Here is a 25,221-nt window from a genome sequence, read left to right on the forward strand (position 1 = left end):
GGGGCAACACCCGTACCCATCCCGAACACGGACGTGAAGACCTCCAGCGCCGAGAATACTGGGAGGGAAGCCTCCTGGGAAGGTAGGTCGTTGCCAGGCGAGTGACAAAGGTCAGGCACATCAGCCTGGCCTTTTGTCGTTTTGCGGATGTTTGGATCCTTGTGCACACGCACCGCCTTTCCTGCGTACGCTGACGTCAAGGGGCGATCCGGCGTGCGTCCGTTGACTCCTCTTCAGGAAAACACGGTGACCAACGACATCAACACGCGCGTGACGCAGGTGAACACCGCGGTGACCGTGCTGAACACCGCAATCATGCTTGTCTCCATCGGCTTATCACTCTACGCTCTGAGGGCCGCGCGCAAGGCGTCAGAGCCGTTTGTTGACGCGGCGCTGTCGCCTTCGACCACCACCAGGGTAGGTCGGGCGCGGCGATCCCGGCGCTTGGAACGGGCACGTCCCTCGCGACAGGTGTTGCACAGCCGGACCCAGTGAGAAAGGCCCTCAACTATCGCTCCAACCAAAAAGCAGGGCCCTGCGGAATCCAACTCCGCAGGGCCTTTCAGAGTCTGCTCCCTTTATCCTCGGTGCACGAAAAATGGGAGTTTCTCCGCGCCCATGATCCGCGCATACACGAATAACTGTCCCTTGTGGTGCACTTCGTGGTCGATCATGCTGCCAAACAGCACTTTCACAGGCAAATCCCTTCCGAACACCGCCTTCGTGTCGACGAGGCTTTCAAACTGCTCATCCGACACGGACGCGACGTCCGCATGCGTGCGGTCGGTCAAGGACGAGATCGCCTGCAAGATCGCCTGTTTCGTGCTGAGATCGGGTCGTTCGGGCTGGTTTGTGATGCGCCCGGTCTTGGCCGCGGCCGCAAACCATGCACCTGTCGAGAGAATATGCCAGACGAGATCGCGAAACGACATCGCCCCATCCCACGGCTTGAAGTCGAGCTTGTCCTCGGGCACCGCATCCACGAGCGGCGCGAGGACGTCTCGATGCGAGTGCCAGTGCGTAAGCACGGACTCCACTTTGCTCATGCGACATCACTCCTTTTTCTTGCTTCGCTTCGAGCTTAGCACGATCGCGTCCTGCACAAAAGACCGGGATCAGGTGAGCGAGATCGAATCTTCTTGTACAATGGGACCGAGACCCCATCTTCCGAAAGAAAGGCAGGCGCTGTATGCACCTACTGCAGGTCATCATTTACGGAATCGTGCAAGGCATCACGGAGCTATTTCCCATCTCGAGCGTCGGACATGCGGTCATTTTGCCGTACCTGTTACGTTGGACGGAGTTTTCACAATCCAATCAGTTTCTTCCTTTCGTCGTGATGCTCCACCTTGGGACAGGCCTGGCGCTTCTCATTTACTTCTTGCCGGAATGGCTCCATCTCATCGCTTCGATTTTCGACCGGCGGAGAAACGTGGAGCGGCGGATCCTGCTCCTGATCATCGTGGCGACCATCCCTGCCGCGGTTCTGGGCAAGATTTTCGAACACAAACTTCAGGAATTGTTCCCTTCCGCTTTGTCCGCCTCCATTTTCCTCATTGTGAACGGATTTGTGCTGTTCTGGGCCGACGGCATGCGCCGTAAGCGGAGGAGAACGACGACTCGCATGGAGAATCTGTCGTACGGCCGGAGCTTCCTCATCGGCATTGTTCAATCGTTCGCGCTCATCCCGGGCTTTTCGCGAAGCGGCATCACGATGGCGGCTGGCCTGGCGAGCGGGCTCGAATACGAGGATGCGGCGCGCTTCAGCTTTCTCCTCGCGACGCCAGTCATTCTCGGGGCTGGCATCCTCGAAGTGCCGAAAATGCTGCACCAACACAATCACGTGATGTTTCACGATGGGCTGATCGGCGGCTTGTGCGCAGGCGTGATGGCGCTCCTCAGCACGGCCTTTCTCATGCGCTACTTCGAGACCACCGAAGTCCGCGCCTTGCGTCCATTCGGATGGTATTGTATTGTAGTAGGCGTGGTTGTTGCCATTCTGGCGGCGCTGCACATCCAATTTTGAATTCAGAGCGAAACGCTGCGATGGCGCGAGCGGGTGAGCCAACTGCTCGCCCGCTTTTTCGACGTTTGATTCGTGATGCGAAATAGCGGTGCGATTGCGCCTCGACGTTCCTAAAGAGAGATTCTGCAGGGGTGATGGTGCGTGGCTGTGGTGCAGGCAGTTCGCGAAAAGGGGCGGATGAACCGGGACGCCGTGTGGAGCATCAGCGGTTCCCACTTTCTCAACGATTTGTCGACGACCGGGCTTGTGCCGGCGTTGACGCAGTTGTACAAGCCTCTGTTTCACCTCAACTACACGGAGATCAGCCTGATTGTGCTTGTGTCCTATATCACGTCTTCCGTGGCGCAGCCCTTGTTTGGGGCGTGGGCGGATCGAAACCCGAAGGCGTGGATGCTGCCCTTGGGGCTCTTTCTGTCCACGCTGGGCATCACGTTGACCGGCATCGCGCCCAGCTATGGCGTGCTGCTTCTCATGGTGGCTGTAAGCGGCCTGGGGTCGGGGGCGTTCCATCCAGAGGCCTCGCGCGTGGCACACCTCGCGGCGGGCCGGGCGAAGGGCCTCGCACAGGCCATTTTTCAGGTCGGCGGAAACGGCGGCCAAGCGATTGGGCCCCTCATCGTGTCGCTGTTCATTCTCTCGGCTGGTCTTCACAGCATCCTCTGGATGCTCATAGGGGTGGCGCTGGGGTTGGTGTTCACGCTGCGCTTGTATCCGTGGTACAAGGCGGCGCTTCGCGACTATGCGAAGGTGCGCAGGACCATCGAGGGCGAAAATCGGATCGGCGCCGTCGCGCTGCTGGTCGTCGTGATTGTGCTTCGCTCCTGGTGCCAAATTGGCATCGCGCAGTTCATGCCATTCTACTATGCGCACAAATTTGGGATGTCGTATCAGCTGTCTGATGCCCTCATGTTCGTGTTTCTGGGGGCCGGCGCGCTGGGGACGTTCATCGGCGGTGCCCTCGCGGATCGCATGCCGAAACAGCGCATTCTGTTTCTGTCGATGCTCTTGTCCATTCCGTTCGCCTTCGGGCTGCCGTTCCTTCACGGCGCGTGGGCTGCCGTGGCGCTGTTGCCGTTCGGATTCTTTATCCTCTCGTCGTTTGCGGTCACGGTAGTCTACATGCAGATGCTGTTGCCGCGCAACGTCTCGCTCGCGTCCGGGCTCACCATCGGCTTCGGCGTGGGCGCGGGCGGGATTGGCGCGACCTTCTTCGGCGTCTTGGCCGATCACGTCGGCCTCACAAGCGTCCTCTACATCCTGATGGCAGTTCCCATCGTCGGGGCGATCCTCTCCGCCTTTTTGCCCGTCGATTCGAAGGGCGGATCGTTCGCTCGCGCTTGACGGGTGGACCCGTGCGCCGCTCGTACAGAGCGGTGTTTTTCTTTTCTACGGGTTATCGACAGGGCCGGGGCGGCGGAGTTAGGATGGAAGCGAACGGGAGGTGGCCACATTGCCAGCGCACTTTGAACTCGACGTGCCCCGTGCCCTTGGCTGAAGGCGAGGGCACAGCCCTTCGCCAGGTTCCACTACACAACGGGCGGAGGGATCGGGATGAAATCTTCCTGGGTGGGCGCCTTGTGTCTGGCGCTTGCAGCCTCTCTTTGGGGCGGCACGTATGTGGTGAGCAAGGCAGTGATGAATTGGGTTGATCCCTCGGCGCTCATCTGGCTGCGGTACGCGCTCGGCGTGCTCGCGCTTGGTGCGGTCGGTCTTGTACGGCGGGTGAACTGGCGAATGTCGGCGCGTCATGTTGGCACGGTGGTCGCCATCGGCCTCGTGGGCTACGCGCTCTCCATCTGGGCGCAATTCGTGGGGACCCAATGGTCGACGGCGCAGATGGGGGCCGTCATCACCTCGGGGACGCCCGCGTTTATGGTCATCTTCGCGCGCGTCCTTCTTGGCGAAGCCATCACGTGGAGGCGGGCTGCGTCGGTGATCCTCGCGACGCTCGGCGTCATCGTCATGATAGGCCTCGGCCACGAGGCGCACAGCCGGGAGGCTTGGGGGGGCCTGATTCTCCTTGTTGCGGCCGTGACCTGGGGACTTCAGTCTGTGCTGGTGAAGCGCGTGCCGTCTCAATATTCGTCCATTGTCGTCACGGCGTATGCCATGCTCGTGGCCCTGGCTGTGATGACGCCTGTCAGCTGGCCGCACATGCCGCGCCTCGAGGCCCTCCTCGGTCACACGTGGGTGTGGCTGGGGATCCTGTATCTCGGCGTGTTGTCCACGGCCGGCGCGTTCCTTCTCTGGAACGAGGGTTTGCGGCGCATGCCCGCGGGCGCGGGGGGCGTGTACTTCTTTCTGCAGCCGCTCGTGGGCACCGCGCTCGGATGGATCGTTCTGGGGGAAAATGTGACACCATCCTTTTGGTTCGGGTCTCTGCTCATCCTCGGGGGTGTGGCACTCGTGATCCGCGAGCCAGAATCGTCTGAAAGATCTGTGAGATGGGCGTCTTCGCTATCCAAAGACGGGTCTCAAGACTCATGACGTCCGCGGCATTCCTGCGTTATGATCCGTGCGGATCGCCATGCTGGGACCGGAGGGCGAGGCATCCCCTCCGGATGCCAAGTCCAGGAGGAGATGCATGATCACGTTTCTCCCCTTCGGCCTTATGTTCTGGGGTGCGTACACGGCTTGTTGGGTGGTGCGCGCCGCGGTGCACCGGTGGCGCCTCGAGTGGCGCGCACTGTGCGCGCACCACGCGTTGTTTCTCTACGCGCTGTGGCTGGTGGACGCCGCGCTCTTTCCCATCCCCCTGCACGGCGTGCCGTCGTGGCCCGAGATCGACCTGTCTCCTTGGGAGACCCTGAGGAACGCGCTGAATGTGCGCACGGGCGTTTGGCAGATCTTCGCGCGCTCTCTTGCGCAGTTTGTTCCGCTCGGCGCGGCGCTTCCTGCCCTGTACGTTTCGATGCGCCGGCTGTCCCTCGTCCTCATGGTGTCGTTTTTCGCGGGGTCCGCTCTTCAGGTGGCCGGGCTCATCATCTCGGCTCGCGTCGGCATCCCCTATCGGCTGTTCGAGATCGACGACATTCTGTTCAACTGTGTCGGCGCGGCCATCGGCTTTGGATTATGGCGCGCCCAGGCGCTCATTCGCGTTCTTCGCCCGACATCCGCTACACTGGAGGAGATGGGTGACATGCCAAGAGGGGAGCGAGGAACATGGAGCTTGGGCTCAAAGGCAAAGTCGCCGTGATCACCGGCGCCTCGAAGGGCATTGGACTAAGGACCGCGGCGTTGCTTGCGATGGAGGGCGCCGATGTGGCCATCTGTGCGCGCACGGAGGCGGCGCTCGAAGAGGCCAAGCGCGCCATCGAACAGGCGTCGGGGAGGCGCGTCTTCGCCATGCCCGTTGACGTGCGCCAGGCGCAGGCGTGTGAGTCGTTCATCGACGCGGTCGCGGAAGCGTTTGGCCGGATCGACATTCTGGTGAACAACGCGGGGACCGCCAACGCGCGGGACTTTCTCACGGTGAGCGATGAAGACTGGCAGGGCGATCTCGACCTGAAGCTGTTCGCCGCCATCCGCTGCTCGCGCCGCGCCGTGCCGCACATGCAGCGACAGGGCGGGGGCGCCATCGTCAATGTCACCGCGATTGGCGGCAAGACGCCTGGGCCGTCGTCGCTGCCGTCGTCTGTCTCGCGTGCCGCCGGGATCGCGCTCACCAAGGCCATGAGCAAGGACCTCGGCAAGCACGGGATCCGCGTGAACGCGGTGTGCATCGGGCAGATTCGAAGCGATCAGATTGAGAAGATGTGGAAGGCGCAGCGGCCGGACCTGACCTGGGAGGAGTTTTCGCGGCTCCCGGAGCACAACATTCCGCTGGGGCGCATCGGCGACACGGACGAGGCCGCGCGGGTCATCGCGTTTCTCGCTTCTGACGCGGCGTCGTACGTCACGGGCGTCGCTCTGAACATCGACGGCGGGCTGGCGGCGGCGTGGTGAGGCAGGCCATGTGACAGGCGGCTGTGAAGCGCGTGGGGCATGTGCACCGCACGCGCCGGTGTGCGGACGCGTGGGCGCATGCTCGTTCATCCGCGTTGCTGGCGGAGCCACGCGCCGATGCGCCGCGCAGCCTCCCTGAGCACGGGGATGTCGTGGACAAACGCCATGCGGACATGCCCCTCGCCGCGGGACCCGAATGCGATGCCTGGGGTGACCGCCACGCCGGTCTCTTTCAGCAGCGCGAGCGCGAACGGGTAGGAAGGCTGCGCGCCTGGCGTTTGGGCCCACAGGAACATCGTGGCCGCCGGTTTGCGCACAGGCCAGCCGGCTTCGGCGAGCGCTTCACAGAGCGCATCGCGCCGCTCCGCGTACACGGCTCGCTGCCGCTCGTAGCCGTCCCACGGCGTCGTGAGTGCCGCGATGGCCGCGCGCTGCACGGGCAGAAACACGCCGAAGTCGATATGCGACTTCAGTTTGCGCAGCGCGGCGAGCGCGTCCGGGCGCCCGACGGCGTACGCGATGCGCGCGCCCGCGAGATTGTAAGTTTTCGAGAGCGAGTTGAACTCAATGGCTACTTCTTTGGCGCCCGGGATCGAGAGGATGCTGATGGGCTGAACGCCGTCGAATACGAGCTCCGAATAGGCGAAGTCGTGCACGAGCAGCAGGTCGTGCTGCTTCGCCAGCGCCACGGCCCGCTCGAGCGTGCCTCTCGTCGCCATCGCGGCCGTCGGATTGGACGGGAAGTTGAGGATCATCATCTTCGCCTGTCGCCACACCTCGGCTGGGATGGCGTCGAAGCGGGGCTGGAGCGTCTCGGCATCCACCGGGATGGGTTCCACTTGCGCGCCCGCGAGCCGAACCCCTGCGTCGTAGATGGGATACCCAGGATCGGGGATGAGCGCCACGTCGCCCGGATTGAGAAAGGTGAGCGCCAAGTGGCTCAGTCCGTCCTGCGATCCGGCGAGTTGCAGGACCTCCCGCTCGGGGTCCAGGCTCACGCCGTACCGCTCGTAGAAGCGGGCCACGGCCTCGTGGAACTCCGGCAGCGCCGTGATGGCGTACCGATATTCTCGCGGATCCCGCGCGGCGCGAATCAGGGCCTCGACGGCGTGCGGCGGCGGAGGGAGATCGGGCGAACCGACGCTGAGATCGATCACGTCGAGTCCCTTTTTGCGGCGCTCGTGGGCCGCGATGGCAAGTTCTTGGAACACGCCGTCTGGAAGTTGGTTGAGTCGATCCGATGGTGTCATGCTATCGTCCTCGCTCGTCGTTTGCAGATTCTCTTTCAGGATACACGCATTCAAAGGAGTGGAATAGTCGCCGATGCGAAAAATCGCGTTTCTCGCCTCCCACAACGGTTCCGGCATGCGCTACCTGCTTGCGGCCCGGGCGCGCCACGAAATCGAGTTTGATCCGGTACTCGTGGTGAGCAACAATCCAGGCAGCGAGGCGCTCGCGTATGCGCGCGAGATGGGCATCCCGACCGCTATCCTCAACGAAAAGCGCTGCGGCGGCCAAGCGGAGGCGGATGAGGCGCTGTGCGAGGCACTGCGCGCCCACGGCGCGGAATGGGTGATCCTCTCCGGCTACATGAAGCGCATCGGACCTGCGACGCTCTCCGCCTACCGAAACCGTATCCTCAACATTCATCCGAGTTTGCTTCCGAAGTTCGGAGGGCCCGGCATGTACGGCATGCGCGTGCACGAGGCCGTGATCGCGAGCGGCGAATCGGTCACTGGCGCGACCGTCCATCTCGTGGATCACGAGTACGATCACGGCCCGGTGCTGGCGCAGGTCCAGGTCCCCGTTCTCCCGGGCGACACTCCCGAACGTCTGCGGGCGCGCGTCCTGGAGGTGGAAGGCCCCCTGTACCTGCAGGTGCTCAAGAAGTTGGAGCGGGGCGAGATCGATCTGGATGCTTTTGGTGCGACCGCGTCCCTGTGATACGATGGTGAACGAAGGGGAGGCGACGACATGCTCGCGGTCATCATGAAGCAGTTCGGCGGGCCGGAGGTGCTCGAAATCGGCGAGGTGGAGACGCCGAAGCCAGGTCCTGGCGAGGTGCTGGTGCGCGTTCGAGCGACTGCTTTGAATCGCGCGGATCTTCTGCAGCGGCGCGGCCTTTACCCGCCTCCGCCGGGGGCGTCGGACATCCTGGGCCTCGAAATGGCGGGGGACGTGGAGGTGCTCGGCCCAGGCGTGACCTCGGTCCGCGAGGGCGATCGCGTGGCGGCGCTCTTGCCCGGCGGCGGCTACGCGCAGTACGCCGTAGTGCCGGCTGGCATGCTGATTCGGCTGCCTGACAACCTCTCGTACGAACAGGGCGCGGCCATCCCAGAGACCTTTCTCACCGCTTATCTGAACCTGTTCGTGCTCGGACGCCTGAGCCCAGGGGAGACGGTCCTCGTGCACGCGGGGGCGAGTGGCGTCGGCACGTCGGCGATTCAACTCATTCGCCTCGCGGGGGCGCATAGCATCGTGACGGCGGGCAGCGCCGACAAGATCGCCAAGTGCCTCGAGCTCGGCGCCAAGGCGGGATGGAATTACCACGACGGATCGTTCGTCGACTTTGTCCGCCGGGAGACAGACGGTCGCGGCGCGGACATCATCTTCGATTTCGTAGGGGCGCCATACTTCCACGACAACCTGCGCGCGCTGGCCGTCGATGGGCGGCTCGTGGTCATCGGCACGATGGGCGGCACGAAGGTCGACGGGTTTGATCTCGGCCATATCCTCGCGAAGCGGCAGCAAATCATCGGGACCGCTCTCCGTTCCCGCAGCTTGGAGGCGAAGATCGAGCTCACAGCAGCGTTTGTGGCGTTCGCCTACGACGCGCTGGCCAAAGGCGAGATCGCGCCGGTCATCGACCGGGTGTACGACTGGCGCGACGTCCGCGCCGCGCACGAGCGGATGGAGGCCAATCAGAACATCGGAAAAATTGTCCTCAGGGTGACGGAATGACGAAAGAGCCTCGCCCTGACGGCACTCTTCGGGCCTGACGCGGTGTCCCGTGTCAGGCCTGAATTTGTTTGCGTTGATGCGCGCCACGCGCGTATGTATCTTGTTCGACAGAAAGCGATTACAACTGTCGAAGGAGGGCGTAACGTGGCGACCCAGGTGGCAGCACAACCGATTGCGTCGAGCGGCCGAGCTCGGGCGGCGATGCAAAAGTTCGGTGGTTTTCTGGCGGGCATGGTCATGCCCAATATTCCCGCGTTTATCGCGTGGGGGCTCATCACCGCGTTTTTCATTCCCACGGGTTGGACCCCGAACGCGAAGCTTGATCAACTGGTTTCTCCCATGGTCTCATTCCTCATTCCGGTTCTCATTGGCTTCACCGGAGGGCGCCTCGTGCACGGGATCCGCGGGGGCGTCGTCGGCGCCATCGCCACGGCCGGGGTGGCCATCGGCGCGTCTCAGCCGATGTTCATCGGTGCGATGATCATGGGTCCCCTCGGCGGCTACCTAATCAAGCAGTTCGATCGCGCTGTCGAAGGGCGCATCCGCGCCGGATTTGAGATGCTGGTCAACACGTTTTCGGCAGGCATTCTGGGCGGTGCGCTCGCGATCCTCGGCTTTCTGGCCGTGCAACCCATTATGGATCGCGTGTCGGCCTGGTTGGGCGCGGCGGCCGTGTGGGTGACCAACGCGCATCTTCTGCCGCTCATCGCCATCTTTATCGAGCCGGGCAAGGTCCTGTTTTTGAACAACGCCATCAACCACGGTATCCTTGAACCCATCGGCGTCGAGCAGGCCAAGCAGACCGGGAAGTCCATCTTCTTCCTTCTCGAGACCGATCCAGGGCCGGGCCTCGGCCTGCTCATGGCCTACTGGGCGTTTGCGAAGGGGGCCATCCGGCAGTCGGCGCCTGGCGCAATTCTGATTCAGTTCTTCGGCGGCATTCACGAGGTGTACTTCCCGTACGTGCTGATGCGGCCCGTCCTGGTGCTCGCCGTGATCCTGGGCGGCATGGCAGCCGATACGACCTTCATGGTCCTCCACGCCGGCCTTGTGGCGACGCCGTCGCCCGGCAGCATCTTCGCCGAGATTGCCATGACGCCGAAAGGCGGCTACGTACCCGTGTTGTCGGGCATCTTTGTGGGCGCGCTCGTCTCATTCCTGGTGGCTTCCTTCTTCATCCGCCGGTCTCGAGACGAGATGGACGAGAGCACCTTGGCGTTCGCCCAGGCCGTGGTGCAGGACATGAAGTCTCAGTCCAAGTTTGCACCGTCCGCGCAGCCCACGGCACAGGCTGTGGCGGAAGAAGCGGCGCTCGCAGGAGTCCCGCAGGCCGTGTACTTCGCGTGTGAGGCCGGCATGGGATCGAGCGCAATGGGCGCGTCGATTCTGAAGAAGCGGCTGCAGGAGGCTGGCTACGACATCCCTGTGCATCACGTGCCGGTGAACCAGTTGCCGCCCACGGCCGAGGTGGTGTTCACGCAGGCGAGTTTCGAGACGCGGGCGCGGCAGGTCGCGCCAAACGCGAAGATTTATTTGGTACAAAACTTCTTGAACAAGGCGACGTACGACCAGTTGATTGAGGACCTGAACCGTCTGAAGGGATGAGGCATGGCGAACGAACTGACGGATCGCCAAAAGCTCCTGCTCCTCGAACTGGTGCGGCACTCGGAAGGCGTGGATCCTTCCGAGGCCGCGCGCCGTTTGGACGTCAGCCGCCGCACGCTGCAGCGCGATCTGCGCGCCGTCGCTGGCTGGCTGCACTCGTTTCGGGCGCGCGTCGAGAGCCAAGGCGGGCGGTTGTGCCTCCTGGCTTCGCCGCAGGAGTTGGAGCGCATTGAAGCGGCGCTGGGCTCAGTGAACGCGCGGACGGTGGCGATCACGCCGCGGCAGCGCGCTGCGCTTCTGGCCCTGTGGCTTCTTGCGGAGCCGGGGCCGCTCAAACTTGCCTACCTCGGCAAGGTCCTCGACGCGGCGCCGGCGAGCTTGAGCGGCGATTTAAACGATCTCGCTCCCTGGTTGCGAGCTCGCCATTTGACGCTCGTGCGCAGGCAGGGCTTCGGCGTGTTGATCGAAGGGAGCGAAGTGACCAGGCGCGAAGCCATGGCTGACATCGTCTACGAGCAGATTTCTCCGTATCAACTGGCTCGCATGACCACGCGAGAAGGCGATCTCAGCCATCCCGTCGCGCGCTGGCTCGTTCAGTTTGTGCCGCAATCGGTGCTCAAGGGTCTCGCGGACACCGTCGAAGCCGTACTCGGCGCCGCGGAGCCGCCGGTCGAGGAGGCGGATCGATCCGAGGTCTGGCTGTACGCGGTGATCCAATGGCTGCGGGCCGCCAGACGAGGGCTGGTGCGCGGAACGGATCTGGACGAGGGCGCAAGGCCTGGCGACGTTGCGCTGGCGAAGGAGCTCCTGACGAGTGTCGCGAAGGCGACGGGCCTCTCAGCCCTCGCGACCGAGCCCGAGATCCGGTACATGGCCAGGCACCTCGCCGGCCTGCGCGTGCGCCTGGATGACGATTTCCGGCTGCTTCCGTCCAACGTGACTGCGCTCGATCTCGCCCACCGGTTCGTGCGCGCGGTGGAAGACATCACGGGGCTGCCGTTTGCGTCGGACCATCTGCTGGTGAGCGGGCTCGCCCAGCACCTCGCGCCTGTGCTCGATCGCGTCCGTGCTGGCCTGCCGATTCGAAATCCGCTGCTGGAGGAGGTCAAGGCCCGGTACCCGGATCTCTTTTCCGCGGCGGAATCGGCAGCGCACGAGGTGTTCGCCGCGCATGGGCTTCGGCTGCCGGATGAGGAAATCGGCTTTCTCGCCATGCACCTTGGCGCTTCCCGGGAGCGGCGATGGGCGGAGGAGAAGTGGCGCGCCGTCATTGTCTGCCCTCACGGGCTCAGCTCTGCGAGGCTTCTCGCGAGCCGTGTGCGCAAGGATCTGCCCGAGATCTCGGTGCAGGAGGTGGCGTCGGCGAAATCCGCTGTGCACATGAACGCCGATCTCATCCTGTCCACCGTTTCGCTGCCGGAGTCAGGCGTGCCCGCGGTGGTCGTGTCGCCGTTTCTCACGGAGGAGGACCTCCGCGCGGTTCGGCTAGCGCTTGCCAAGATGGAGCGGCCTGCGCGCACCTCGCTCAAGCCGGAAGAGACACTGACGAGCGCATCCAAGTGGGCCTCGCGGCTCGCTTTTTTGGCCAGGACAGCCACGATTCGAGCGGAGACCGTGGGCGAGGTCATTCGGCTCGTCGGGCTCGATCTCGTCCGACAAGGGCGCGCTTCCGACGCCGAATCGATTGTGGAGGCCATCGAGCGCAGGGAGCGGTTGGGGAGCGTCGTACTGCCGGACCGGCAGCTCGCTGTTTTGCATGCGAGGACCGACGGGATCGACAGCCCGTTTGTCGGCGTCTACCGCTTGGAGCGGCCCATATGGATGCGGGGAGTGGCGGAGGAGGAGCCCGTGTCGGTCTTCCTGGTGCTGCTCGCCCCCGTGCACGAGGACCCAGTTGTCATCGACGGCCTCGGTCGCATCTCGGCGGCCTTGGTCGAATCGGAGGCGCTGGTAGAGGCGCTGAAAAGCGCCGACGAAGAGGAAATTCGGCGGCGTCTGTACGACGCGATGGTTCGCCTAGGGGAGTGAATGAAGATGGTGAAATTGGACGCGCGCCACGTGGCGCTGAATGTGGGGTCGGAGCCAAAGGAAGAGGCCATTCGCCGGGTGGGTCGCATGCTCGTGGATCTCGGCCATGTCGAGCCGCCGTACGTGGACAGCATGCTCGAGCGCGAGGCTTCGACCACCACGTATATCGGCAACGGGATCGCCATTCCACACGGCATGCCGGACTCGGTGAAGTACATTCGCGAATCCGGCATCGTGGTGGCGCAGTACCCGGATGGCGTGGATTTCGGCGGGGAGAAGGCAAGGCTCGTCATCGGCATTGCAGGCAAGGGCGAGGAGCACATGGAGCTGCTTTCGCAGATCGCCACGGTCTGCATGGACGAGTCGAACGTCGCGAAGCTGGTCGAGGCGTCGTCGGCCGACGAGATTGTGCAGATTCTGGAGCGCGCGTCATGAGGCGGGCGCTGCACTTTGGCGCGGGCAACATCGGCCGCGGCTTCATCGGCTGGTTGCTCGCAGAAGCCGGCTTTCAAGTGACGTTTGCGGACGTCGTGCCAAGCCTCGTGGAGGAGATTGCGGCGAAACGGAGCTACCGCGTCATTGAACTCGGCGAAGAAAAGCGCGTCGTCGAGGTGCAAGGCGTGGACGCGTGCCTGCTCGGCTCGGAGCGGTGCGTCGAGCTTGCGGCGACAAGCGATTGGATCACGACGGCGGTCGGCGTTCGCCACCTCGAAGGCGTGGCCGAGGTGTTGGTGGAAGGATTTCGCCGGCGGATGAGAGCCGGGCGAGAAGGCGACGTGGTGGTCATTGCGTGCGAAAACGCGGTGCGGGCGACGTCCCAGCTGCGCCGTCACGTCGAGCGGCTGGCGGACGATGCGTTGCGCGAATTCCTGCATATGCGCGTGCGCTTCCTCGACGCCGCGGTGGACCGCATCGCTCCAAACCGCGAGGGACACGCGGAGGACGCGCTGGACGCCGTGGTGGAGTCGTACTACGAGTGGGTGGTCGAGGGGAGTCCCGTGCGCGGCGCGCCGCACGGCATTTCGTGGGTCTCGGATCTCAATCCGTATCTGGAGCGGAAGCTTTACCTCGTGAACGGGGCGCACGCCGCCATTGCCTATCTCGCGCATCTCCGCGGCATTGCGACCATCGGCGAGGCGCTCTCGCAACCGGACATCGAGCAGCACGCCGCGCGATTCCAGGAGGAAGCGGCGCGCGGGCTGGCGCATCGGCACCCCGCCTTCGATGTCGCCAATCTCACCTCGTACGCGGCAAAGGTGCGAACCCGTTTCGCGAATCCGCACGTGGTCGATCACGTCACGCGCGTCGCGCGCGATCCACTGCGCAAGCTGGCGCCCGGCGAGCGCCTGATGGGCCCTCTCGTGGCGGCCGCCGAAGCGGGCTGCGAAACGACGGCCATCGAACGGGCCATCGCATCTGCGCTATGCTATCTGGACGAGAACGACGAGGCTTCGCTGGAGTTGCAGCGGCGAATCGCGACGGAAGGCGTGGAGCAGGTGGCTCGCGCGGTGTGCGGCCTCGAGGGTGCACCGCTTCGCGGCGTGATGGCTGCGTACCAAGAACTGCAAGCCCCTATCCATTAAAACAAGACAAACCCACAGGAGGTCATGGAGATGGCAATGGCACAGCGAGAAATCGAACTGAAAAACCCTTCCGGGCTGCATGCTCGGCCGGCTTCGCTGTTTGTGGCAGAGGCGAACAAGTTTCAGTCGGAGATTTTCTTAGAGGCGAAGGGCAAGCGGATCAACGCCAAAAGCATTCTCGGTCTGTTGTCGCTCGCCATCGGGCAAGGCACCGTCATCAAGATTGAGGCCGAGGGCGACGACGCAGAGCAGGCCGTCACCGCGCTGTGCGATCTCGTCGCGTCCGGGTTCGGCGAGTGAGGTGACCAAGATGGGCACGGTGTATCGCGGCGTGGCCGCGTCGGACGGGGTAGCGGTGGCGAAAGCGTGGCTCATCGCCCCGAGTGAGCCGTCCGTCGAGCGCGTGGAGATTGCAGATCCTCAGGCCGAGTGGGCGCGCGTCGAGCGGGCCATCGCCGCCGCGAAAGAGGAACTCGCGGCGTTGCGCCAGACAGCCTTGGACAAGTTGGGCGAGGCGGAGGCGCAGCTGTTTGTCGCGCACGCGCAGATGCTCGACGATCCGGAACTCACGGGGCAGATTCGCCAAGCCATTGAGGCGGAGCGCGTCAACGCCGAGTGGGCGGTGAAGAGCGTGATCGACACCTTGGTGGGCCTGTTTGACGCGCTCGACGATGAGTACATGCGCCAGCGCGCGGCGGACGTCCGCGACGTGGGCAGCCGCCTGCTCCGCCATCTCCAGGGCGGTGGCGGGGCGAGCCTCGCGGATCTCGCGGAGCCCGTCGTTCTGGTGGCGCGTGATCTCGCCCCTTCCGACACGGTCCAACTGGATCCCGCGTTTGTGCGCGCGTTTGTGACGGACATCGGCGGGCGCACGTCGCACACCGCCATCATGGCGAGATCGCTCGGCATCCCAGCGGTGGTGGGGCTCGGCGACATCACGGCGCACGTGGCCTCTGGGCAGGTGCTCGCCGTCGACGGGAGCGAGGGACTCGTCGTTGTGGAGCCGAATGAGGAGGAGTTGGCGCGCTTCTCGGCGCAAGTGGAGCGGCAGCAGGGGGAGCGCGCCAGGCTGGCCGCGCTGCGGGACGCCGAATCCGTCACGCCGGACGGGCGCAGGGTCGAGATCGCCGGGAACATCGGCACGCCCGCCGAAGTGGCGCAGGTGTTGGCCCAGGGCGGGGAAGGCATCGGGCTTTTCCGCTCCGAATTCCTATACATGAACCGCGAGACCGCACCCACGGAGGAGGAGCAGTTCGCGGCCTACAAGGAAGTGGCGGAAGCGATGCAGGGACGCCCGGTCATCGTGCGCACGCTCGACGTCGGCGGTGACAAGGGCATCCCGTATCTCGGCCTGCCGCACGAGGACAACCCGTTCCTCGGGTATCGGGCCATCCGCGTCTGCCTGGATCAAAGGGAACTGTTTGCGGCGCAGCTTCGCGCCATCCTGCGCGCGTCGCACTACGGCAAGCTGCGCGTGATGTTCCCGATGATCGCGACGGTGGAGGAGGTGCGGGCGGCCAAGCGCGAACTCGAGGCGGCGAAGCAGGCGCTGCGCGAAAAGGGCGTGCCGTTCGACGAGGACATCGAAGTGGGCATCATGATCGAGATTCCGGCGGCGGCCGTCATGGCGGATCGCCTGGCGAGGGAAGTCGACTTCTTCTCCATCGGCACGAACGATCTCGTCCAGTACACGCTGGCGTGCGATCGACTGAACGAGCGGATTTCCCACTTGTACCAGCCGCTCAACCCGAGCGTGTTGCGGTTGGTGAAGATGGTCATTGACGGGGCGCACGCCGAGGGCAAGTGGGTCGGCATGTGCGGTGAGCTGGCGGGGGATCCGCGCGCGACCAAGATTCTCCTCGGCCTGGGGCTGGACGAATTCAGCATGAGCGCGGGCTCCATCCTCAAGGTGCGTGACGTCGTGCGCAACACGCGCTACGAGGACGCGAAGGCTTTGGCGGCCCGGGCGCTCGAGGCCGATACCGAGGCGGATGTGTTGAAACTGCTGGAAGCCTGAGCCTCTGGAGTCGACGCGATCGACCATAAAAATCCCGCGGGGTGCATCGCCCCGTGGGATTTTTGCAGAAGGGTGTCGCTTGCCCATTCGAGCCTGGCGCGCATTCGCTACGTTCGCTCGTATCTTCCTAATGAGTGTGAACGCCCCATTCCCGCTTCATCACCCGCACTTCCCACTGATCCCACATGGGCTTCGCTGCGTATGAATCCATGAAACGCGACGTCGGTCTTTGAGGAGCGGCAAGCCATGGCCTCCAGCTTGTCCCGTGCGGCGGCTTCCACTATCATACGTGACAGCACAACCAACTCCATCGTCCGTTTGAGGAGAGTGGACATGAACGGTGAGCTGTCCGACGACATGCTGCTTGCCGCCATCGCGCGCGGGCAGCGCGATGCGCTCGAGGCGTTTTACGACCGATTTGCGCGCCTCGTGTACAGCTTCGCCTACCGCGTGACGGGCAACGTCTCGCACGCCGAAGAGATTGTGCAGGACGTGTTTGTCAAGGTGTGGCGTCAGGCGCATGCCTACAATCCCGCGCTGGGCAAGGTCTCCACCTGGCTTTTGACCATCGCGCGCCGATCCGCCATTGATCTCCACCGCCGCGAGCGGCGCCAACAGCACGAGTCGGGCGAAGATGTGTTTCCCATCTTGCCGGATCACGGGCCCACGCCGGATCGCGTGGCGGAGCAGAGCGACCTGCGATCCCGCATCCGGGAGGCCCTTGCCAAGCTCCCGGAGGAGCAGCGGCAGGTTGTCGAGTGGATGTACTTCCAGGGGTATACGCAAAACGAGATCGCCGAACGATTCGGTTGGTCGCTCGGGACGGTGAAGAGCCGCGCTCGGCTGGCGATGCAGAAGCTGCGCGAAGAATTGCAGAGCGTCGGATGGGAGGTGGAGGGCCGTGGCTGACAAGGTGTGCGAACTGTGTGCGCTCTACGTCCTCGGAGGGCTCGACGAAGCTGAACGGCGCTCGTTCGAGGAACATCTGGCCACTTGCCCCGACTGCCAGGCCGAACTTGCCGAGATGAAGCCCATCGCCGACGCCATGCTGTACGACTTCGACGAGGTGTCGCCGCCGCCCGAGTTGCGTCAGCGCGTCTTGACCGCAGTCTTCGCAGAGGTAGGCGCGGAAAGCGATGCGAACGGCGCATCTGCATCGCCACGGGCTTCGAAAGAGGGCCCAGCGCCGCGTGACCGCGCGACCGACGACCGGCGTGCCGTGGAACCCCCCTCTGTGTTCAAACCGGCTTCGGATTCGAAATCGACGGTTGAGGCTTGGTCGTCGCGGCGCGAGCGGCGCCGGATTCGGACGTGGTGGATGGCGCCCTGGGCCGCGCTGGTGCTTGTCGCGGCAGGGCTCGGGTGGTCCCTGCATCGCGTCGCCCCGTACCAGACGATTGGCGAGGTGAAGACCCAGGTTCAACTCGCGCCGACGGCAGGGATGGGCAGCGCGCAGATGTGGGTTATCGAATCGCCTCAGGGTAAAGAGATGCTCATCCGCTTTCACGGTTTGAAGCGACCGGTCGGATCGCAGGTCTACCAGGTCTGGGTGATTCACAACGGTCAGCCGCCGCAGTCCGCCGGCGTGTTTGTCCCGGACGCGCAGGGGAACGCCGTGTTTGCCTCACTGATGCCGAACGAACCGGTGAATGTCGTGGCGGTGACGCTGGAGCCAAAGGCGATTGACGTGCGGCCGCTAGGCACGATGGTGTTCAAGGCACAGCTCTCCACCTGATGGCAAGCCGGTGAGAGGCAAGCGTCGAGGCAGGAGTTTGTTGCGGGCGCATCGAACGCATCACCCTGAAGCGGTCCAGAGGAAGTGGGGCGATTGGGGTGTCGAGCCTCTTGACGGATCGCGATGCGCTCGGCCTCGCGGAGCTGGTGCGGACGAGACAGGTCCACCCGCGGGAGCTCGTTCAGGCGGCCATTGAGCGCATTGAAGCGCTGAACCCAAAACTGAACGCCGTCATTCACAAGCGCTATGAGAAGGCGCTCGCCGAGGCCGAGAACGTGCCCCTCGACGCGCCGCTGGCTGGCGTGCCGGTGCTCGCGAAGGACGTGCACCAGGAGATCCAAGGCGAGCCGATGACGTTTGGCTCCAAGGCGTACGCGTCGCACATCGCCAGCGAAGACTCCCACTTTGTTCGGCAGCTCAAACGCGCCGGAGCCATCTTCCTAGGTATCACCAATGTGCCGGAATTTGCGCTCATGGCCGTCACGGAGCCAAGGCACTACGGGCCGACGCGCAACCCTTGGGACTTGCAGGTGACGCCGGGCGGATCAAGCGGCGGTTCGGCTGCCGCGGTTGCCGCGGGCATGGTGCCGTTGGCAGGGGCGAGCGACGGCGGGGGCTCCATTCGCATCCCCGCGGCCTATTGCGGCCTGTTTGGGCTGAAGCCGACGCGCGGCCGGACGCCTGTGGGGCCCAAGCTCGGGCGCCATTGGCTCGGTGCGTCGGTCAATCACGTGTTGACGCGGAGCGTACGTGACAGCGCGGCCGCCTTGGACTGTCACGTGATGGAGGAGAAGGCGGCGGCGTTCATGGCGCCGAGATCGGCCGAACGATACCTTGACGTGATCCACCGCCCGTTGCCGAAGCGACTGCGCATCGCGTTTACCACGGAGTCTCCGCTTGGCACGAAGGTTGACCCGGCGTGCGCCGAGGCGGTGGTCCGCGTGGCGAGGTTCCTTGAGTCGCTCGGCCATGAGGTCGAAGAGCGAACGGCGCCGGTCGACGGCCGGCAGCTGGCCCAGAGCTACATCTGGATGTATTTCGGCGAGGTGGGGGCTCAGCTCCAATCTCTCCGCAGCATCTTGGGGCGCAAACCCCGGCCGCGTGACGTGGAACCCGCCACCTGGCTCCTGGGAGCGATGGGGCGATTCGTCTCTGCGGCCGACTTTGTCGCGCGTCTGCGAGCATGGGACGAGGCGGCTGCGCAGATGGAAACGTTCCATGAAACGTACGACGTCTACCTCACGCCGACGACGGCCATGCCACCCGCGCGCATCGGCGAGCTGTCGCTTCGATGGAGCGAAGAGCAGATCGCCCGCTAGTCGCACCGTTGGGGGATTGCACGGCTTCTCGCGCGGGCGGGCCTCGTGAATAAGCTCGTGGAGACAAGCCTCATGCGAACGCCGTTCACCCAACTCGCCAATTTGACCGGTCAGCCGGCGATGTCGCTGCCACTGTACAGGTCTGCGACGGGCGTTCCGCTCGGCGTCCAGGTCCTGGCTGCGCGAGGTCGAGAAGATTTGCTCCTTCAATTCGCCGCTGTGTTGGAGCAGACGAACCTCTGGGTGGATGTGAAGCAGAACCCCCTCGTTCGCGAAGATCGCCGCCCTCCATCGCAGGATGTGTAGATATCCACGTTTGCCCTCTCCAAAACACCTCACATGAACTCGAGCGCGCCGTCCAAGGTTTGGGCGGCGCTTCTCGATGCGCCGCCCATTTCGTCGGTCGTGTGATCCATGAGCCGCCCCCCTTCGTATCCCTAGGCGAGTGTCACAGAAAGGAGGGCGGCTGATGCGCTCCCACCGGTACCAAGCGTTTGTGCTGCTGCTCGTCGGATATGAATGGCTCATCTCTGGACTCGACAAGGTGCTCGCTCACAACTTCGCGCAGGGGCTGGCCGGTCAACTCGCGGCCGCGGAGCACGGCCTGCCGTATGGGTTCTACGCGTCGCTCTTGTCCCACGTGTTCGTCCCCCACGCGCAACTGTTCGGGTGGCTCGTGATGGTTGGCGAGTGTGCGAGTGGCGTGCTCCTGCTCGCGCTTGGCGCCATCGCTTGGTTTCGCCGGCTGTCGCCGGTTCAAAAGGCCATCGCGGTTGTCACGCTCGCCGTCGCCAGTTTCATGGTGATGAACTTCTTCTTCTTTCAGGGAGGCAGCTACTTCCTCAATCCGTCGGACCCCTACGATGAGGGTATTCCCGTTGATTTTGTTCTCTTCTGGATTCAAATCGGAACCATGATAGCGCTTCTTCGAGAAAAATCGAATGAAGAAGTGATCCAACCTTCTCTTTCATCCGTAGACACGAGTGAAAGATTTCACAGAACCCATGGAGGGATGTCGAAATGAAGATGAGAAACAAGGCTAAGTGGCTCGGAGCTTCTGCCGCTTCCATGATCGCGCTGGGGAGCATGTCGAGCGTCGCGATGGCGGGGACAACGTCCAATATGTGGCCGGTGAAGCCGTCGCCGGTAACGGCCAACGCGGCCATCAACCTGCGGGTCAATCTCGACAACCTGCTCGCGCAGCACGCCGTGCTGGCCATTGAGGCGATGGAGGCCGGCTACGACAACGCGCCGGATTATAACAACTGGGTGTCGCTCTTGAGCCAGAACACCGACGCCCTGTCGAACGCCATCGCGTCCGTTTATGGACCGCAGGCAGGTCAGGAATTCAAGTCAATGTGGAGCGCGCACATTCAGGATTTCGTCAACTACGTCGTGGCCACGGTCAAGAACGATCCGGCTGGTCAGCAAGCCGCACTCAACGCTCTACAGCAGTACGAGGTGAACTTCGCCAAATTCCTGGCGTCTGCCAACCCGTACTTGAACGAGCAGGCGGTGCAGGACGGCCTTCGCCAGCACGTCCAGGAGCTCTTGACCGCGTTCACCGACTATGTGAACAAGGACTACAACGACATGGCTCAGGAGCTCGTGCAGGCGTACAACCACATGTTCATGGTGGGTGACGCGCTCGCAGGCGCCATCGTGAAGCAGTTCCCGCAGAAGTTCGGGACAGCCTCTCCGGATACCGCTGCGGCGAATCTGCGCGTGACCCTGGATCAGCTTCTGGCCCTGCACGCCGATCTCGCCAACCTCGCCATGGAGGCTGGATACAGCGGTGCGGGAGATTTCCAAGCCCTGGCCAACGTCCTCGGCCAAAACACGGATCAGCTGTCGAGCGCGTATGGCTCGGTGTACGGCGCGCAGGCAGGAGCGGAATATAAGCAGTTCTGGGCGGATCACATCAATGACTTCGTGAACTACGTTGTCGCGACGGCCAAAAACGACGCGAGCGGTCGCCAGCAGGCGCTCAATGCCCTTGAGGACTACAAAGTCCATTTTGCGGAGTTCTTGGGCAGCGAGAACCCGAATCTCAACGTCCAGGCGGTGGAGGACGGCCTCGAGACGCACATCGATGAGTTGCTTGCGACCTTCAACGACTACGTGAACAAGGACTATGCGGATTCCGCGACCGAGTTCGCCATGTCCTACAATCACATGTTCATGACCGGCGACTCCCTGGCAGCCGGCATTGTCCAGCAGTACCCGGTCAAGTTCGAGAGCGCGATTGACACTTGGACCTGGACCGGCATCTCGCTGGAGGTGAACGGCCAGGCGTGGAAGATGCCGCTTGGCGTCTGGGGCGTGAACCCGGCCACGAACCAGAGCGAGCAGTACGTACCCATCTGGTACGTGATGCAGGTGCTCGACAAGTTGAACATTCACAACAGCTGGAACGGGCACGAGTGGATGATCCAGACGAGCGGATCGTACAACTGGAATTCGAAGTTCAGCGGTGGGTACATCACGCTCGATATCAACGGCCACGCGGTCGGCATGGCGAACGGCACAGTCCTCGTGGATCCGTATTCGCACAAGCCCACCACGTTCATGGCGATGTCGGACGTCGCCAAGATCCTGAACGATCTCGGCCTGAAGTACACGTGGGGCGGCTCGACGCTCAACATCATGACCTCGATGTGAGGACCGCAAGCGCAACTCCAGACGCCTAAGAGGAAGCCCGGCGATGCGATTCGCCGGGCTTCAGTGTGTCCAGACGAGGAGCGCGATGCTGACGAGCGCCATCGCCATCACGGCGAGGTCTCTTCCGCGCACCCGCCACTCGGGCAGCAGGGCGGAGGGAGGCGGAACTTCAAACAGCCGGCGCGCCTCCATGGCATCCGCCGTCGTTTCACCGAAGCGGAGCATGCGGATGACATACGGCGCAATGACGTTCGCCACGTCCATGAGCGCCCGCGAGGTGCTAAGGAGACGGCCGGTGTTTTGCAGGCGGACCCGGTAGGCATACCACTGTTCCCGGTAAATGACTTCGACAGCGGGGATGAACCGGGTGACAAGCGCGCCGAACCAACTGGCCAAAAGCCGCTGCCGGCGCGGCACGACGCGAGAAAGGGCGCCGTCGACGAGCGCCGCAAATTGGAGCGACGAAAATCGCGCGAGCGCCAGCTGGCCCATCTGCAAGAAGCACCAATACGGCACCACTTCAAGCAACGTGTGCTTCGCCGTGGCGGCATGAAAGGCCCAGCGCGCATGGAAGGGCGGTCCCAGCTGCAGGCCGCTCACGGCGCACGCTAGGGCGGCAAAGCTCACCCAGGTCCACGTCAGGCGCAGGCTCGTGCGCAGCGGCGCGCGCAGGGCGGCGAGCAGTGCGAGCGTGGCCAGCACGGCGACGAGATCGCCTGCCGGCCGGTGCACGAGCGCAATGGCGATGGTGATCGCGGTCAGCGACAGCCAGCGCAGGGCTGGGTGAAAGGCGCCCACACGGCTCTCAGCGCTGGCCTCCGGTGGCGGCGTGTCCATGGCGGCGGACGCCAACTCGCTCGAGGCGCCCGCAGCCGCGGGCACGGGCCCGGCTTCCTGGCTCAACGCCTCTTCGGAGCACCTCGCTCCATCCTGCACAGCGGGTGACGCCAGGAGGCGGGCGGCGAGATCTTCCGGGCGACAGAGGCCAGGCTTTGGCCCGCCCGCGGACGCGATGGCCAGCGCAAGCCGCACCGACGGCGGAAGGGGGACGCCGTCTCGCTCCAAGGACGCCGCGGATTCCGCGAATGCCTGCGGCGTCCCGTCGAAGACGAGGCGGCCGCGGGCGAGTGCCAGTACGCGGGTGGCAGAAAACAGCGCCTCGTCGAGATCGTGCAGGGCCGTGATGGCAAGGCCGCCTTGTTGCACAAATCGCGCGATCTCGGCGAGCAGTTCGGCCCGCGACGGTGCGTCGAGCCCGCTCGTCGGTTCGTCGCAAAGGAGCACCTCGCCAGGCCGCGCGAGCGCCATGGCGTAGACAAACTTGCGCTGCATGCCGGTCGACATGCGGGACGGAAGATCGTCCGGCTGCAGATGGCCGAGGCCGAAGGGGGCGAGCCGCGGCACCACCCATTCGCCCCATCCGCGCCGGACGTCGGTGCTTGGCATCCGCAGGCTTGCTGCGAACTCGTCCGCCGCGGAAGTGGCAATGAGCAGCCGCTCCGGCGCTTGCGGGAGGTACGTTCGCCGCACGTCCGTGGCTCCCGCAGACGGGCGGTAGCCGATCTCGCCCGCCACGGGCTGCGACACGCCAGCCAGCGCGTCGAGCAGCGTCGACTTGCCCGAGCCGTTTCGCCCCACGAGCACAATCCACTCGCCGGCCGACGCTTCAAACGAGATGTTCGACAGAATCGGCACCTTTCCGCGCGCGAGAGTCGCCGATTTCACCTGCAACAGCACGCCGCCATCCCTCCACAAACTCGTCTTCTGTGAGCGGCGCGAAGTCCGCCCCGGTCGCTTCCCGGATCCGGCGCGCGGCTTGAACGAGGTAGGGCGCCGCAAAGCCGAGATCGTCACAGGGGGCTTGGCCGTCGCGTCCGTAAAAGAAGGCGCGGGGCGACATGGGCTCGCGCATGGCGCCGTCCTTCACCACCACGACGGCGTCCGCCGCGAGCACGTCGTCCATGTCGTGCGTGACGAGGAGCACGGTTCGCCCGGTCTGCGCGAGCCGCCGGAACACGGCGCGCATGGAGGCGCGCGCGTCGGGATCGAGCTCCGCCTGCGTCTCGTCCATCAGGAGCACGTCGGCGCCGGACGCGAGTGCGCCTGCCACTGCGAGTTTCGCCATCTCACCGCCCGAAAGCGCGTCGACCGGGCGATCCGGCTGCACCCGGAGTCCGACGGTTTGCAGCCACTCGTGAATCTCGCTTTGAAGCGCGCGCCGGTCCCGTGCCGGATGGCCCAGGTGCGCGGCGCGCGCGGCGATGGCGACCGCGAGTTCCTCTTCCACCGTCTGCCCGACAAAGCTCGCCGCGGGCGGCTGAAAGCCCATCTGCACGCGCCACCTCGCTTCGCGCCAGGGCCGACCATGCACGTCGATCTCGCCCTGAAACCGCGCCAATCCGACCAGAGCTCGAAAAAACGTGGTCTTACCTGCGCCGTTTGGGCCCACGAACGCCACGATGCGCCCGCGGGCGATTTCACCGGACACGTCGCGCAAAACCGGCTTCGAAGCCCCAGGGGGCGAGACGGACAGCCCCCGCCACGCGAGCGCGGGAGGTCGCATCTGGGCCGCGTCTTTGGGCCGCGTGGACACGTTCGAAGGTGAATTCAACATGAGGCGCCCTCCGCTCGCATTCGAGGTTGTCTTTTGCTCCTATTGTCAACTATAATCCACTCGTAGGTTAACAATATCACATGGATTCGGAGGAGTGATCAAGTTTCATGGCCAAAGTTCGCGGTCTCATCTTCTGTGCGCTCTTCATCGCCATCTTCGCCGTGCTGAGCCTGGTTCAGATTCCGGTCGGCTCCGTGCCCATCACGCTCGAGACGCTCGTGGTGCAGGTGTGCGCCGGCTTGCTCGGGCCGTGGTACGGCGCGCTGACCTTCGTGCTCCTCATTGTACTGGATCTCATCGGCCTTCCGCTCATCGGCGGTCACGCCGGTCCCAGCCTCATGCTCGGCCCGACGGCCGGCTACATCTGGGGCTGGCCGTTCTGCGCGCTCTTCGCGGGGCTCGCCATCTCGCGGGTGCGGCCCGGATCGCGCGGCGAGATCGTCAAACTCATCGCCATCCTGTTCGTGCTGGGCGATCTCGTCTGTTACATCCCGGGCGTGCTGTGGCTGCGGCACGTGGTGCCGTCGCTGCATCCGTGGGGCTCCGCGCTGGCAGGCGGCGTGTGGCCGTTTTTGCCCGGCGACTTCGTCAAGAGCGTGCTGGCCGCCGTCATTGTGGCGCGAGTGCGCCGCGTGTATCCGACGGAGCGCATCCTCCGCGGCGAGCGGTACGCCGCGGAATCGAGTGCCGCGGAGTCCTGAGACCCAAGTGGGCTCGATGCATGTCG

General features: G+C 64.3%; 23 protein-coding genes, 1 rRNA gene and 1 pseudogene. 21 read left to right on the forward strand and 4 right to left on the reverse strand.

The genetic code is table 11. The features are described 5' to 3' along the window. Both rrf and AC27E8_RS11365 read left to right on the forward strand, forming a co-directional pair. A 5S ribosomal RNA gene (rrf, locus tag AC27E8_RS11360) occupies nt 1-99 on the forward strand; the annotation flags it as partial. 114 nt (nt 100-213) lie between these two features. Then, nucleotides 214-495 carry a hypothetical protein gene (locus AC27E8_RS11365; RefSeq protein ID WP_487098888.1) on the forward strand — a complete coding sequence of 94 codons (282 nt, stop codon included), beginning with the start codon at nt 214-216 and terminating at the stop codon, nt 493-495. An 83-nt stretch (nt 496-578) separates the two neighbouring features. On the opposite strand, the gene AC27E8_RS11370 is transcribed toward AC27E8_RS11365, so the two are convergent. After that, nucleotides 579-1,046 (reverse strand): DinB family protein, encoded by a 468-nt coding sequence (locus AC27E8_RS11370; protein ID WP_487098889.1) that lies wholly within the window; start codon nt 1,044-1,046, stop codon nt 579-581. A 143-nt stretch (nt 1,047-1,189) separates the two neighbouring features. Here AC27E8_RS11370 and AC27E8_RS11375 point away from each other — a divergent pair, with 143 nt between their 5' ends. The 5 genes from AC27E8_RS11375 (at nt 1,190) to AC27E8_RS11395 (ending at nt 5,971) form a co-directional block, all read left to right on the forward strand. Next, entirely contained in the window at nt 1,190-2,026 is an 837-nt protein-coding gene (locus tag AC27E8_RS11375) for an undecaprenyl-diphosphate phosphatase (RefSeq protein ID WP_487098890.1), read from the forward strand. Nucleotides 2,027-2,167: 141 nt separating this feature from the next. Further along, the gene (locus tag AC27E8_RS11380) at nt 2,168-3,367 is read left to right on the forward strand and encodes an MFS transporter (RefSeq protein WP_487098891.1); all 1,200 of its coding nucleotides are present in this window, start codon (nt 2,168-2,170) and stop codon (nt 3,365-3,367) included. A gap of 210 nt (nt 3,368-3,577) precedes the next feature. Further along, entirely contained in the window at nt 3,578-4,513 is a 936-nt protein-coding gene (locus AC27E8_RS11385) for a DMT family transporter (protein ID WP_487098892.1), read from the forward strand. A 97-nt stretch (nt 4,514-4,610) separates the two neighbouring features. After that, entirely contained in the window at nt 4,611-5,222 is a 612-nt protein-coding gene (locus tag AC27E8_RS11390) for a VanZ family protein (protein ID WP_487098893.1), read from the forward strand. Then, nucleotides 5,189-5,971 carry an SDR family NAD(P)-dependent oxidoreductase gene (locus AC27E8_RS11395; protein ID WP_487098894.1) on the forward strand — a complete coding sequence of 261 codons (783 nt, stop codon included), beginning with the start codon at nt 5,189-5,191 and terminating at the stop codon, nt 5,969-5,971. Before AC27E8_RS11390 ends, AC27E8_RS11395 begins: the two co-directional genes overlap by 34 nt. A gap of 86 nt (nt 5,972-6,057) precedes the next feature. Here the strand turns inward: AC27E8_RS11395 and AC27E8_RS11400 are convergent, their stop codons facing one another. Then, a complete protein-coding gene (locus AC27E8_RS11400; protein WP_487098895.1) occupies nt 6,058-7,221 on the reverse strand; it encodes an aminotransferase class I/II-fold pyridoxal phosphate-dependent enzyme in 1,164 nt (387 codons plus the stop codon). A gap of 73 nt (nt 7,222-7,294) precedes the next feature. Here AC27E8_RS11400 and purN point away from each other — a divergent pair, with 73 nt between their 5' ends. The 13 genes and pseudogenes from purN to AC27E8_RS11465 all read left to right on the forward strand — a co-directional run bounded on the left by purN (nt 7,295) and on the right by AC27E8_RS11465 (nt 21,880). Continuing rightward, nucleotides 7,295-7,915 carry a phosphoribosylglycinamide formyltransferase gene (purN, locus tag AC27E8_RS11405; protein WP_487098896.1) on the forward strand — a complete coding sequence of 207 codons (621 nt, stop codon included), beginning with the start codon at nt 7,295-7,297 and terminating at the stop codon, nt 7,913-7,915. A gap of 30 nt (nt 7,916-7,945) precedes the next feature. Beyond that, entirely contained in the window at nt 7,946-8,932 is a 987-nt protein-coding gene (locus AC27E8_RS11410) for an NAD(P)H-quinone oxidoreductase (protein ID WP_487098897.1), read from the forward strand. A 144-nt stretch (nt 8,933-9,076) separates the two neighbouring features. Beyond that, complete coding sequence (locus tag AC27E8_RS11415) at nt 9,077-10,537, forward strand: PTS mannitol transporter subunit IIBC (RefSeq protein ID WP_487098898.1); 1,461 nt, start codon at nt 9,077-9,079, stop codon at nt 10,535-10,537. A 3-nt stretch (nt 10,538-10,540) separates the two neighbouring features. Then, nucleotides 10,541-12,565, forward strand: a complete 2,025-nt coding sequence (locus AC27E8_RS11420; protein WP_487098899.1) for a BglG family transcription antiterminator — start codon at nt 10,541-10,543, stop codon at nt 12,563-12,565. Nucleotides 12,566-12,571: 6 nt separating this feature from the next. Further along, nucleotides 12,572-13,000 carry a PTS mannitol transporter subunit IIA gene (locus AC27E8_RS11425; protein WP_487098900.1) on the forward strand — a complete coding sequence of 143 codons (429 nt, stop codon included), beginning with the start codon at nt 12,572-12,574 and terminating at the stop codon, nt 12,998-13,000. Next, a complete protein-coding gene (locus AC27E8_RS11430) occupies nt 12,997-14,148 on the forward strand; it encodes a mannitol-1-phosphate 5-dehydrogenase (RefSeq protein WP_487098901.1) in 1,152 nt (383 codons plus the stop codon). Before AC27E8_RS11425 ends, AC27E8_RS11430 begins: the two co-directional genes overlap by 4 nt. 30 nt (nt 14,149-14,178) lie before the next feature. After that, the gene (locus AC27E8_RS11435; RefSeq protein ID WP_082744158.1) at nt 14,179-14,448 is read left to right on the forward strand and encodes an HPr family phosphocarrier protein; all 270 of its coding nucleotides are present in this window, start codon (nt 14,179-14,181) and stop codon (nt 14,446-14,448) included. 10 nt (nt 14,449-14,458) lie between these two features. Further along, complete coding sequence (ptsP, locus tag AC27E8_RS11440) at nt 14,459-16,165, forward strand: phosphoenolpyruvate--protein phosphotransferase (RefSeq protein WP_487098902.1); 1,707 nt, start codon at nt 14,459-14,461, stop codon at nt 16,163-16,165. A gap of 333 nt (nt 16,166-16,498) precedes the next feature. Beyond that, nucleotides 16,499-17,074: an RNA polymerase sigma factor gene (locus tag AC27E8_RS11445; protein ID WP_206886087.1), complete on the forward strand. Its 576-nt coding sequence runs from the start codon at nt 16,499-16,501 to the stop codon at nt 17,072-17,074. After that, nucleotides 17,067-17,900 (forward strand): anti-sigma factor, encoded by an 834-nt coding sequence (locus tag AC27E8_RS11450; RefSeq protein WP_487098903.1) that lies wholly within the window; start codon nt 17,067-17,069, stop codon nt 17,898-17,900. The genes AC27E8_RS11445 and AC27E8_RS11450 overlap by 8 nt, the downstream gene beginning before the upstream one ends. A gap of 146 nt (nt 17,901-18,046) precedes the next feature. Then, nucleotides 18,047-19,525: pseudogene (locus AC27E8_RS11455) on the forward strand (amidase). A 163-nt stretch (nt 19,526-19,688) separates the two neighbouring features. After that, entirely contained in the window at nt 19,689-20,243 is a 555-nt protein-coding gene (locus AC27E8_RS11460; RefSeq protein ID WP_487098904.1) for a hypothetical protein, read from the forward strand. Further along, entirely contained in the window at nt 20,240-21,880 is a 1,641-nt protein-coding gene (locus AC27E8_RS11465; protein WP_487098905.1) for a hypothetical protein, read from the forward strand. The genes AC27E8_RS11460 and AC27E8_RS11465 overlap by 4 nt, the downstream gene beginning before the upstream one ends. 60 nt (nt 21,881-21,940) lie before the next feature. Here AC27E8_RS11465 and AC27E8_RS11470 read toward each other — a convergent pair whose 3' ends face one another. Both AC27E8_RS11470 and AC27E8_RS11475 read right to left on the reverse strand, forming a co-directional pair. Beyond that, nucleotides 21,941-23,617 (reverse strand): ATP-binding cassette domain-containing protein, encoded by a 1,677-nt coding sequence (locus AC27E8_RS11470; protein ID WP_487098906.1) that lies wholly within the window; start codon nt 23,615-23,617, stop codon nt 21,941-21,943. After that, entirely contained in the window at nt 23,547-24,494 is a 948-nt protein-coding gene (locus AC27E8_RS11475) for an ABC transporter ATP-binding protein (protein ID WP_487098907.1), read from the reverse strand. The genes AC27E8_RS11470 and AC27E8_RS11475 overlap by 71 nt, the downstream gene beginning before the upstream one ends. Nucleotides 24,495-24,601: 107 nt before the next feature. On the opposite strand from AC27E8_RS11475, the gene AC27E8_RS11480 reads away from it, so the two are divergent. Next, nucleotides 24,602-25,195 carry a biotin transporter BioY gene (locus AC27E8_RS11480; protein WP_487098908.1) on the forward strand — a complete coding sequence of 198 codons (594 nt, stop codon included), beginning with the start codon at nt 24,602-24,604 and terminating at the stop codon, nt 25,193-25,195. The last annotated feature ends 26 nt before the right edge of the window (nt 25,196-25,221 follow it).

This window comes from Alicyclobacillus sp. CIJ1, from assembly GCF_057538885.1.

Bases quoted from the DNA above. Each gene is read 5' to 3' on its own strand.
- AC27E8_RS11435 (WP_082744158.1), top strand. From the start codon at position 14,179: ATGGCAATGGCACAGCGAGAAATCGAACTGAAAAACCCTTCCGGGCTG.
- AC27E8_RS11465 (WP_487098905.1), top strand. From the start codon at position 20,240: ATGAAGATGAGAAACAAGGCTAAGTGGCTCGGAGCTTCTGCCGCTTCC.
- AC27E8_RS11400 (WP_487098895.1), bottom strand. From the start codon at position 7,221: ATGACACCATCGGATCGACTCAACCAACTTCCAGACGGCGTGTTCCAA.
- AC27E8_RS11385 (WP_487098892.1), top strand. From the start codon at position 3,578: ATGAAATCTTCCTGGGTGGGCGCCTTGTGTCTGGCGCTTGCAGCCTCT.
- AC27E8_RS11410 (WP_487098897.1), top strand. From the start codon at position 7,946: ATGCTCGCGGTCATCATGAAGCAGTTCGGCGGGCCGGAGGTGCTCGAA.
- AC27E8_RS11445 (WP_206886087.1), top strand. From the start codon at position 16,499: ATGAACGGTGAGCTGTCCGACGACATGCTGCTTGCCGCCATCGCGCGC.
- AC27E8_RS11480 (WP_487098908.1), top strand. From the start codon at position 24,602: ATGGCCAAAGTTCGCGGTCTCATCTTCTGTGCGCTCTTCATCGCCATC.
- AC27E8_RS11430 (WP_487098901.1), top strand. From the start codon at position 12,997: ATGAGGCGGGCGCTGCACTTTGGCGCGGGCAACATCGGCCGCGGCTTC.
- AC27E8_RS11395 (WP_487098894.1), top strand. From the start codon at position 5,189: ATGGAGCTTGGGCTCAAAGGCAAAGTCGCCGTGATCACCGGCGCCTCG.
- AC27E8_RS11390 (WP_487098893.1), top strand. From the start codon at position 4,611: ATGATCACGTTTCTCCCCTTCGGCCTTATGTTCTGGGGTGCGTACACG.
- AC27E8_RS11425 (WP_487098900.1), top strand. From the start codon at position 12,572: ATGGTGAAATTGGACGCGCGCCACGTGGCGCTGAATGTGGGGTCGGAG.
- AC27E8_RS11370 (WP_487098889.1), bottom strand. From the start codon at position 1,046: ATGAGCAAAGTGGAGTCCGTGCTTACGCACTGGCACTCGCATCGAGAC.
- AC27E8_RS11375 (WP_487098890.1), top strand. From the start codon at position 1,190: ATGCACCTACTGCAGGTCATCATTTACGGAATCGTGCAAGGCATCACG.
- purN (WP_487098896.1), top strand. From the start codon at position 7,295: ATGCGAAAAATCGCGTTTCTCGCCTCCCACAACGGTTCCGGCATGCGC.
- AC27E8_RS11475 (WP_487098907.1), bottom strand. From the start codon at position 24,494: ATGTTGAATTCACCTTCGAACGTGTCCACGCGGCCCAAAGACGCGGCC.
- ptsP (WP_487098902.1), top strand. From the start codon at position 14,459: ATGGGCACGGTGTATCGCGGCGTGGCCGCGTCGGACGGGGTAGCGGTG.
- AC27E8_RS11460 (WP_487098904.1), top strand. From the start codon at position 19,689: ATGCGCTCCCACCGGTACCAAGCGTTTGTGCTGCTGCTCGTCGGATAT.
- AC27E8_RS11420 (WP_487098899.1), top strand. From the start codon at position 10,541: ATGGCGAACGAACTGACGGATCGCCAAAAGCTCCTGCTCCTCGAACTG.